The 10,653-nt window shown below is 42.3% G+C and carries 9 protein-coding genes; 2 read left to right on the top strand and 7 right to left on the bottom strand.

Annotation, left to right across the window (positions count from 1 at the left end; translation table 11 throughout):
• The first annotated feature begins 375 nt into the window (after nt 1-375).
• Complete coding sequence (gene hpf / locus PN447_RS08225) at nt 376-1,029, top strand: ribosome hibernation-promoting factor, HPF/YfiA family (protein ID WP_271762258.1); 654 nt, start codon at nt 376-378, stop codon at nt 1,027-1,029.
• A gap of 44 nt (nt 1,030-1,073) precedes the next feature.
• Here hpf and PN447_RS08220 read toward each other — a convergent pair whose 3' ends face one another.
• The 4 genes from PN447_RS08220 to PN447_RS08205 all read right to left on the bottom strand — a co-directional run bounded on the left by PN447_RS08220 (nt 1,074) and on the right by PN447_RS08205 (nt 5,029).
• Nucleotides 1,074-1,535: a peroxiredoxin gene (locus PN447_RS08220; RefSeq protein ID WP_271762257.1), complete on the bottom strand. Its 462-nt coding sequence runs from the start codon at nt 1,533-1,535 to the stop codon at nt 1,074-1,076.
• A 20-nt stretch (nt 1,536-1,555) separates the two neighbouring features.
• The gene (locus PN447_RS08215; RefSeq protein ID WP_271762256.1) at nt 1,556-3,487 is read right to left on the bottom strand and encodes an ABC-F family ATP-binding cassette domain-containing protein; all 1,932 of its coding nucleotides are present in this window, start codon (nt 3,485-3,487) and stop codon (nt 1,556-1,558) included.
• A 192-nt stretch (nt 3,488-3,679) separates the two neighbouring features.
• Entirely contained in the window at nt 3,680-4,096 is a 417-nt protein-coding gene (locus PN447_RS08210) for a DUF1824 family protein (protein ID WP_271762255.1), read from the bottom strand.
• A gap of 84 nt (nt 4,097-4,180) precedes the next feature.
• Nucleotides 4,181-5,029, bottom strand: a complete 849-nt coding sequence (locus PN447_RS08205; protein WP_271762254.1) for a prohibitin family protein — start codon at nt 5,027-5,029, stop codon at nt 4,181-4,183.
• 480 nt (nt 5,030-5,509) lie between these two features.
• Between PN447_RS08205 and ccmS the strand changes: the two genes are divergently transcribed.
• Complete coding sequence (gene ccmS, locus PN447_RS08200; protein ID WP_271762252.1) at nt 5,510-5,938, top strand: beta-carboxysome assembly chaperone CcmS; 429 nt, start codon at nt 5,510-5,512, stop codon at nt 5,936-5,938.
• Nucleotides 5,939-5,958: 20 nt separating this feature from the next.
• On the opposite strand, the gene PN447_RS08195 is transcribed toward ccmS, so the two are convergent.
• The 3 genes from PN447_RS08195 to PN447_RS08185 all read right to left on the bottom strand — a co-directional run.
• Nucleotides 5,959-7,182, bottom strand: coding sequence for a DUF790 family protein (locus PN447_RS08195; protein ID WP_271762250.1), 1,224 nt, complete (start codon nt 7,180-7,182; stop codon nt 5,959-5,961).
• Nucleotides 7,112-8,680 carry a DEAD/DEAH box helicase family protein gene (locus PN447_RS08190; RefSeq protein WP_271762259.1) on the bottom strand — a complete coding sequence of 523 codons (1,569 nt, stop codon included), beginning with the start codon at nt 8,678-8,680 and terminating at the stop codon, nt 7,112-7,114. Before PN447_RS08190 ends, PN447_RS08195 begins: the two co-directional genes overlap by 71 nt.
• Nucleotides 8,681-9,142: 462 nt before the next feature.
• Nucleotides 9,143-10,653, bottom strand: a 1,511-nt coding sequence (locus PN447_RS08185; RefSeq protein ID WP_271762248.1) for a serine/threonine-protein kinase, incomplete at its 5' end; no start/stop codon positions are given.

Raw genomic sequence — 10,653 nt, 5'->3', positions numbered from 1 at the left:
GATAGCGGTAGTCTTTCTTGTAAATCTTAAGAGAAATATCGCGTCTGGCTAAGGCGTGCAAGTCTACTGAGGGATAACCGCTCCCATGCTCCCGTTGAAGTAGAAAGTAAAGTCTAGCTTTGTCTAGGTTTTATATAGCAGGAACCCTCTGCATCAAGCATCAAGCCCAACAGGATCACAACGAATGCACTGGCCGATCAATATCATAAATAGTTTGCATCTCAAACCAGATCGAAGATCCGATAGAGAGCACAGGCATAAGCAGTACATTAAAATTGTTCAAAATTTGTTTTGGCGGTAATGCGCGATATTACCGCGACATCCATTCATACAAAACAAATTCACATCAAAAAATATATCAGTGGGAGAGTTTACATGAAGCTTGTCATCCACGGCAAAAATATTGAAATCACCGATGCAATTCGGGAGTATGTACATCAAAAAATTGAAAAAGCCGTCAGTCACTTTCAACACATCACTAATGAAGTGGATGTACATCTAAGCGTCGCCCGCAATCCCCGAATTACTACCAAGCAAGCAGCGGAAGTGACTATTTACGCCAATGGTAACGTCATCCGCGCGGAGGAAAGCAGCGAAAACCTATACGCCAGCATTGACTTAGTGGCAGATAAAATTGCCCGTCAACTGCGAAAATATAAAGAAAGACGTCAAGATCAAAAAACTCACGGCCAACCCACAAATCAAGCCTTAGTTCCCGAACCGGTAGCCGCCGATTTAATCGGCGATCGCACCCCCGAATTGCCCAATGAGGTTATCCGGACAAAGTATTTTACCATGCCACCCATGACCCTTGCAGAAGCCACAGAACAGCTGCAACTGGTGGGACACGACTTCTATATGTTCCGCAACTCGGAAAGTGGGGAAATTAATGTGGTTTACGAACGTAACCACGGCGGTTATGGTGTAATTCAACCACGTCATACCAACGGTCATACCAACGGTAAGAATGGTAATTCAGCCCATGTTAATCATCCAGTAGGGGACAAATCCCACTCCTACAATAAGTAAATCTAGTCCCCTCCCCTTAATCAGGGGAGGGGTGATGGGTGGATTTATTTCACAGCTAACTCTTGTAAAGTTTTGAGGGCTTCCTCTACGTGAGCCTGAAAATTAAACATAGTATCCAAAACAAACTGCACAACCCCCTCTTGATCAATTACATAAGTTACACGGCCAGGAACAAAACCAAAAGCCATAGTAGCGCCGTATTCCTTACGCACCTTGTTATCTTTATCACTCAAGAGAGTGAAAGGCAAATTGTATTTTGCCGCGAATTGCTGGTGAGATTGCGGAGAATCTCCACTCACGCCAATCACTTCAGCACCCGCAGTTTTAAACACCTCGTATTGATCCCGGAACCCACAAGACTCCGCCGTACATCCGGGTGTGTCATCTTTGGGATAAAAGTATAAAACCACCGCTTTTTTGCCCCGAAAATCCCTCAGACTGACTCTAGAGCCATTTTGATCGCTCAGGGTAAAATCAGGAGCAGTATCACCAACTTTAACTGACATATAATTTCTTACCGTTTTTCTTAAGATTCCATCTCCGCTAATTCTAACCAGCGTTCTGTAGCTATATCAATGGACTGCTTCAGGTTTTCTACCTGTTCGTAGAGTTTTTGGACTTGGGTGTAATTCACCCCAGATACACTACTCAAGGCTTTCTCCGCTTCCGCTTTCTCAGATTCCAACTTGGCAATTTTAACTTCTAACTCCCCAAATTCCCGCTTTTCCCAATTTGACAGTCGGCGACGCTTTTTATTTTCCGTCACTGTAGATGAACTGCTAACCCTGGGTGTTGCTGGTGGTTTTTCAGCCACATTGGCCGCTTGCTGTTGTTTTTCTAGCTCCTCTTCTGCTTTTTTGTAATCTAGATAAACTGAGTAATTACCTGGATATTGTCGCAGATTACCGCCTTCCTCCAGGGCAAAAACATTATCTACAGTCCGATCTAAAAAGTAGCGATCGTGAGAAACTGCAATTACACACCCTGGAAAATCTTCTAAATAATCTTCTAGTACCGCCAATGTTTGCACATCTAAATCATTAGTCGGTTCATCTAAAATCAACAGATTGGGCGCACCAATGAGAATTCGCAACAAAAATAAACGGCGTTTTTCACCCCCAGATAATTTATGAATTGGCGCGTATTGCTGGTTTCCCGGAAACAGAAATCGCTCCAACATTTGCGAAGCCGAAATTTGAGTACCGTCGGCGATTTTGACAAATTCCCCTTCTTCCTTGATATAGTCAATCACCCGCTGATTTTCATCTACCGCTGCGAGTAACTCTTCAGAATGCTGGTCAAAATAACCAATGTGAACCGTAGCGCCAATTTCCACAGTACCAGAATCTGGTTGAATCCGCCCGGTAATCATATCCATTAAAGTAGATTTACCAGTACCATTACCCCCAATAATCCCAATCCTGTCTTCTGGACTAAATTCATAGGTGAAATTATTAATCAGAGTCCGCCCATCATAACCCTTAGATACATTATTTAATTCAATCACCTTTTTACCAATGCGGCGGCTAACTGTGGAAATCTCCACTTTCCCTTGAACTTGTTTAAACTCAGTTTCCCGCATGGCTTGGATGCGTTGAATTCGGGCTTTTTGTTTAGTACTCCTGGCTTTTGGCCCCCGACTCAACCATTCTAATTCCCGACGTAATACACCTTGATGTTTACGTTGGCTACTCATAGCCGACTCTTGGGCTAAAGCTTTCTTTTCCAGGTAATATGAATAATTACCTGCATAGGTGTAAACATCACCTCTGTCTATTTCAATAATCCGGTTTGTGACTTGATCTAGGAAATAGCGATCGTGAGTAATCAGTAACAGCGTACCACGAAAGCGATTTAAATAACTTTGCAGCCATTCCACAGACAGCGCATCTAAATGGTTAGTAGGTTCATCCATCAGTAAAACGTCTGGTTCCGATAGTAAAGCTGTAGCTAAAGCAATGCGCTTGCGATATCCTCCTGATAAAGTCCCAACCACCGCATCAAAATCAGAAATTCCCAACTTAGTTAAAATAATTTTGGCGTTGGTTTCCAACTCCCAAGCGCCTGTGGTTTCCATCCTTTGCATCACCCCAGACAAGCGGGACATCAACTGACTATCTTCTGGATGAAGAACAAGTTGGTGAGATAGTTCCTCATACTCACGTACTAAAGACAACTGTTCACCGCTATCGGCAAAAATTTGCTCTAAAACTGTGTAATTCTCGTTTACATCTGGTTGTTGGGGTAAGTAAATTACCTTTGCACCAGCACTAAAAGTAATCTGTCCACTATCAATTGATTCTAATCCGGCAATCATTTTTAACAAAGTTGATTTACCAGAACCATTAGTACCAATTAAACCCACTTTATCAGTAGCATCTAAACTAAAACTGGCATCTCTTAAAATTTCCTTGATCCCAAAATCTTTTTTAACTGATTGTAATGTAATAATACTCATAGAAATTAGTCGTTTTAACTTTCAAATTATTTTGCTATTTTAATTATTATAAGCATAAATGTTATGGGGTGGGCTTCTTGCCCGCCCTGCCTACCTACTCCCATGAGATCCGGCTGTATCCATAGAGGACTAAAGTCCTCACTACAAACCTGATCTAAACTAGAGGGCTAAAATCCTCACTACCAATCTGATTTAAGCAAACAAATCCAGGGGTAAATGTCCATACATTTCGTTAATTCCCCCTTGATTATAGGATTGACAAGAAATTAATACCCCCCGATGATGTCCCGCATAGGAATCAAGATAACATAAACCATTTTTACCATTCAATTTGATATAAACTGGACCTTCTGGTGTTGGTAAATTACTTGGGGCTTCATAGCCAAAAGCATAAGAATAAGTTCTCATCGCCAGTATCCCTTCTGCGGCTGTATCAGCACAAATTCCCAATATTTGGTAATCAGAAATACTAGTTACCAAAATTAAAGCCCGACGCACTAAAGCTTCCTCTGAGGGTTTGAGGATAGGTGCTATATCTAAGCAGTTGAATTTGTTCAGAATTTTTTTGGCTTCTGAGACTGTGAGATTTTGATGGTTGGGAGTTGACATAACTTAGTTTCTTATGTTCTGGTTGAGTTTTGCTACTGGTGTGTGTGAGGTGGGTATAGCCCACCCCGCTATGATTAACCTAAATTATGATTTGTCGGTAACATTACCTAAGTTGAAAATGAATGGTACACTGCCTTTGGCTTCACCACCCATAACGAGAACTTTCGGCATTTGAGCGCCGCCAGTTCTCCAAGCTTCAATTGCTTCTTTTTGCAGAACTAACTCTCCCCCTTGGGCTTTGAGGGTTTCTGCTAAAAGTCTTTGAGCCTCTGCTTTACCTTTAGCGCGATTAACATCTGCTTGCGCTTCCTGTTCAGCTTCTCGTGCTACATAAACTGCTCTTTGAGCCCGTTGTTCAGCTATTTGTTTTTCTTCTACAGCCCTGGCAAACTCGGGTGAGAAATTCAAGTCAACTACACTAGTGTCTAAAACGATTATCCCATATTTAGCCAAGCGATCGCCCAAGGCTAAATCAAAATCTTCTTTTAATTCACTTCTTTTGGTAATTGCTTCTTCTACCGTTCTTCTTGCGGCCGCGATTTTAAACGCTTCCTGTGTTTGCGGCGCAATTATTTTTGAAACAATATTTGCTAAAGTTCCTTGTCTTCTTCTCACCTCAACTACCTGCGCCGGATCAAGGCGAAAGTTGATCGCAAATCTTGCAGATAAATTTTGCAAATCCTTGGTAGAACTTTCCGCCGGTACTTCAAACTTTTGTACCGTCAAATCATACACATCTACTACTGATATCAGTGGTGGTTTAATGTGAATACCCTCTAGTAGCGCCCCATCTCTAGCTTTACCTAAGATGCTGATAACTCCTGCTTGTCCTGGACTGAGAATCACAAAGGAATTTACGCCGACAAGGACAATGAGTGCTAATACAATACCCAAAACTGTAGTTTGCCAATTCCCGAATTGCTGACTTTTCAAGGTTTGATCTCCTTTTGCATCTTTAGGCAACTTATGTACTATGGTGACACGTCTTCAGCTGTTCTCACCGAAGAATCAGATTACAAAAGCCAGATGCTCTCTTCTCCCCTATGGTGGTAATATCTGTTTCACGCAATGGTAAATTACCTTGGCAGTGGCTGACGCAAAGCCCTATCTGTCAGCCTAACTTGACTACTAACATGAGTGTTGGCAAGAAATTTGACTCGTTATCGGCTGTTTGATTTTGGGTAAATTTTTTAACTCGGCTGCATCAGCATTAATTGCCATGGCAGTTGATCTGCTAGTTAAGCAGCAAAATTCTATCATTGGTTAGTTTGGTGTTCAAGATACCTTTGGACAATTTTCACTTTTGTTATAATATCTCAATATTTGGCAGTGGTGGTGAGGTTTTTGCAGTTTTGGTGACGAACTGGGGTAAGATAGGTTTCACGTACTAGGCGCACCAGGAGCAGAGAGTTTATGATGTTTGGTAGTGGTGGCGCGGTTTCCCATAATAGCAAGTGGCGTGTTGAGTTGGATAAGTTTGTTAGGGATAATCACCGCGATTTGGCGGCTGTTTTTTGGGGGTTGTGGTTACAAAATGGTAATCAGCAGGGTACCCTGGGTATTGATTTACAGCCTAGTCCCCATTTTATTTATTGTCCTCAAGGGGCGATTGAGGTTTTAAATGAGAAGGTAGAAAATCGTCTCCAGGAAATTTTGGGAATTATTGACCATCATGATCCTGATGTGGAAGTGTTGATGATTGCAATTGGTAAGGGTGAACTGAAGTTGATTCAGTTTGCGCCTGAACCTCCCCCCCCGGTTTGTTTTGCACAGGTGGGTAAGGATGTGAATGAGTTATTAGATTTGTTGGAGGGAAGGTTAAATGAGGTGGAGTTTTTTTAACCTGAGTTAGCACTGAGGTTTTATTGCTCTCCCTCTATGACTGTTAACACGGCTTTGGGTAAAAGTTTATCTTTGAACCAGACTATTTTGGCGGGGACGTTATCTAATTTGACTCCAGCTTTTTCTAGGTTCAATCTTTCGGAAATGGCTAAAATTAAATTCTCACATCCAGAACGCCGCACTTGATAAAATTTCTTTTGTAGATATTCTGGTCGCCAATAACCAACTATTTCTAGTAAGTAGTCACGTCCATCAGGATGGACTAGGCGAAAGTCGGGAATCATGACGCTACCGGGTATGGGAATTAAATCTACTTCTCGCTCTAATACCCAATCGGTTTTGAGTACATCCCATTTCTCGGCAAAGGATGACTCTAACATACTATCGTAAGGTTTACCGGGGGAATAGTGGGAGACTAGGCCACATTCAGAGTTGAGGGTAAAACGTCGAGTTTTCCATTCTTGGGTGTTAATATCTCTGCTCTGTAAGGTGGCGCAAAGACTCCATTTAGTCACATGAAGTAAGGCGGGAATTAATTTGGCGATCGCCAGTCCATATCTTGTACTCGGTCTAAATAAACTGGTCGGACCGTCAACGGTAATTGTAAATCCGTGGTCTGCATCCCCCTCAATATACGCCATCAGTTGAAACAATTTTAAATAACGAAATAATAGTTTATATTGCCCCGGTACATTGCGATGAGCATTTAAAGTTAACTGACTGGCTTTATAAAAGATTCCCTGGACTTGAGACAAGTTATATCTATTTAATAAGTCTACGGGTGTGGGTGCATCAAAATTCGTTAAAATCTTATTTTCATTCAAATCACCATATAAACCATCCCGCACTTGTTCCCATAAAACTTCTCTTTGCAGTTGCTGACTCAGTTCATCAGCAATTCTAGTTAAAGTAATTTGGGTTGATTCTCTACTACAAACTGACTGGGAGGCTAAACTAAATACCCGCTCTCTTAACATGGGTGGTTCTAGGGGACTGACTACCTCAAAGGTACAGAAACTGCTTTTGAGAATATAAGCTAACCCCCGCTTGACTCGGTAATCTGTCCCGTCTCCCTCTAGGTCTAAAAGTTGACTTTCTAGGAACCCTACAGACTGACCCCGCGCTTCCTCAAAACAATTAATTAACTCCTGCGCTAACTCCAAACTATGGCGATCAATCTTCAATCTCTTGGGAATGATTTCCTCTCCGTTCTGGCGATGACTCAGTAAATCCGTCGGTAACATTTCCCTGCTCTGTTGAATATTTAATATCTAACTGTTCTGCTGCTTTGGGGACTCTACTTTGACCACCGCCATAAATTACCCGTAAATTCCCCTTGTTCTCTGGTTGTTTTTCGCTGCTCTGGTTGTAGTTCTCCACTCCCCTGCGTCTGGCGGAGGTTCCCTCTTCGCTGGTATTTTCGGCTACTACTTCATATAAAATCGCCTGTTTATTAGCTACATTCCCCTTTCTTAACACCCTACCCAAACGCTGTATATACTCCCTAGTAGAACCAGTACCAGATAAAATAATCGCCACGGAAGCAGCGGGAACATCAACCCCCTCATTTAAGACATGGGAAGCTACCAAGGTATTATACTCACCCTCTCGAAACTTGGTGAGAATTTCGTGACGTTCTTTAACAGGAGTTTGATGGGTAATGGCGGGAATTAATAACTGTTGAGAAATTCTATATACTGTGGTATTATCAGCTGTAAAGATTAAAATCCGCTCTGGGAAGTGTTGGGCTAATAGGTCGGCTAAAATTCGCAACTTGCCATCAGTACCTAAAGCAATATTTTTCGCTTCCCTGTGTGCTAACATAGCTCTACGACCCCCAGGCGATCGCCCACTCATTTTCACAAACATTTGCCAACCTTGAATACTCCCCAGGGAAATTTTGGACTGGCGGAGAAAGTCGTTGCGGGTTTGAATTAACTGGTTGTATCGTTCTCGCTCCTGCTGGGATAACTTCACCTTCATATGCACAATTTCATGGTGAGCTAAAGCACCCCCCGCTAAATCCTCAGCGCGTTTGCGATAGACTTCTGGACCAATGAGTATATTTAAATCAGCGTGTTTCCCATCGGTACGTTCCGGTGTAGCTGAGAGTCCTAACCGATAAGGAGCAATAGAATACTCAGCAATTACCCGCCCAAAGTCTGTTGGTAAGTGATGACATTCATCAAAAATTATTAAAGCATATTTATTGCCTAAACTTTCCGCATGAATTGCCGCACTATCATAGGTCGCGACTAAAATCGCCGTGCGATCGCCCGAACCACCCCCCAACAAACCCACCTCAGCATCAGGAAACGCCGCCACTAAATGAGCATACCACTGATGCATTAAATCCAGCGTTGGCACTACAATTAGGGTGGTGCGGGGTGTAGATTGCATCGCCATTTGTGCTAAATAAGTCTTTCCCGCCGCCGTGGGGAGAACCACAACCCCCTGTCTACCCCCCAATTTCCAAGCCGTTAACGCCTCAATTTGGTGGGGGTAAGGCTCCATTTCTAAACTGGGGATTAAATCCACCGGGTAAAATTCCTTGGCTTCATCAATAAAATATACCTCCTCCCCTTGGAGTGCTTCCACCACAGCGCGATAATTAATCGCCGGAATCCGAAACTTTTCCACCCGGTCATCCCATGTAGCGTAATCCATCCACCCTTTACCCCGTGGTGGTGGATGTAAAATTAAAGTACCTCGGTTAAATTGTAGGGTGGGTGTGCGAGCCATTACATATGAAGATTTACAAGCTAGGTTACTCATTGTACCAGCTACGCATTAACATACTCACTTCCTGAAATCTCGGACCCAGTTTTTGATTGAGTTCATCACTTCCCCTGTTTGCTGCTGCGCGTCAACCAGACTACGACTGAGGTAAGTATCAGCATAATATTGTAATAAGCTGATAATTTGTTGATAAGCACCATTGTTACCTTGGGCTAAGAATAATTGCGCTGCTCTTTGCAGGTTTTCCCTAACTTTGTTGATGTCTCCTAGCTGAAGGTAAACAAGACCTCGATTGTACTAAGGTTGAGCTAAATTAGGTGTCACCCGATACTTGCCAGGTAGGTTGAAAGGTAGTTAACCGAAGTTCAATCAAACTTCAATAATTCGACTTTTTTCTACTGGCGATAACATCTATAGGGCTGCTCCTAAAACCTGTTTATCGCTTAGTTTTAGGTACTTTTGCAGCTACAGTGAGTTTAAAAGCCTAATTACCTCAATTGTTTTTTGATAAGCAGCGGTGTTACCTTGAGTGAGGAATAATTGCGCTGCTCTTTGGAGGTCTTCCCTGGCTTTGTTGATGTCTCCTAGCTGAAGGTAAACAGCGCCGCGATCTTTGTAAGCTTGAGCATCATTAAGATTAATCCCAATAGCTTTGTTATAATCAGCCAAAGCTAAATCCCATTTCTGCTGGTTACGGTAGACAAGACCGCGAGCAGTGTAAGCTAGAGCATCATTAGGATTAAGTTTAATAGCTTGGGTGTAATCAGCCAGAGCTAAATCCCATTTCTGCTGGTTATCGTAAACATTACCGCGATTGAGGTAAGCTTGAGCATAATTAGGATTAAGTTTAATAGCTTGGTTATGATCAGCCAAAGCTAAATCCCATTTCTGCTGCTTACGGTAAACAACACCGCGATTGTAGTAAGCTTCAGCATAATTAGGATTAAGTCTAATAGCTTGGGTGTAATCAGCCAAAGCTAAATCCCATTTTTGCTGGTTATAGTAAACATTACCGCGATTGTAGTAAGCTTGAGCATCATTAGGATTAATGGCAATGGCTTTGTTATATTCAGCCAAAGCTAAATCCCATTTTTGCTGGTTATAGTAAACATTACCGCGACTCAAGTGAGTTATAGCCCCAATAGCTTTGTTTAAATCAGCCACAGCTAAATCCAATTCTTTCTGGAACTCGTAAACAAGACCGCGAGCGGTAGCTTGAGCATAATTAGGATTAATCGCAGGGGTAACTACTGGACTAACCGGACTCAAAGCTTGAATCACTTCACTCACAGACTGGTAACGGCGCTTAGGGATAGGATGGGCTAACTTTTCCAGCATTTCCCCCAACTCATCACTTACCACATTCCCATTTAGGTAGTCTCGCCATACCCATTCACCTTCTAGGGGACTATATAAATCAAAGGGACTCACCCCTGTTAATAAATGGAGACAAGTTACCCCTAAACTATATAAATCACTAGTAAATAATGGTTTCCCCATGGACTGCTCAGGAGCGCAGTACTCCGCAGAGCCGATAATTGTTCCTGTTGCTGTGCGTTGTTGTGGTTTGACTACTTTAGCAGCGCCAAAGTCTACTAAAAATAACTTGTTGTCACTGCTGCGGCGAATAATATTCTCTGGTTTGATATCTCGATGTATAACCTGTTTGCTGTGGACGTATTCTAATATCTGTAACAGTTCTGGTAATAGTTCGCGTATTTGCTGTTCTGAAAACACACCGTTTTGATCTAATTCAGTTTGTAGGGTGTTTCCTGCTACAAATTCTTGTACTAAATATTGGCGACCATTGACGATAAAATAAGCCATTAACTCAGGAATTTGGGGATGTTTACCCAACTCCTCTAATCTTTGTGCTTCCTGTGCAAATAACTGGGATGCTTTTTCAATGGTATCAGTTCCCTGAGCTTGGGGTAAAAACTGCTTAATTACACAGTAGGGCTGGGATGGTTTATATT

Origin of the sequence: Anabaena sp. CS-542/02, from assembly GCF_028331085.1 — a bacterium.
Classification (GTDB): Bacteria; Cyanobacteriota; Cyanobacteriia; order Cyanobacteriales; family Nostocaceae; genus Anabaenopsis; species Anabaenopsis arnoldii.
Note: the sequence above shows the minus strand (reverse complement) of the source record. Positions and strands in the feature narration are given on the sequence as shown.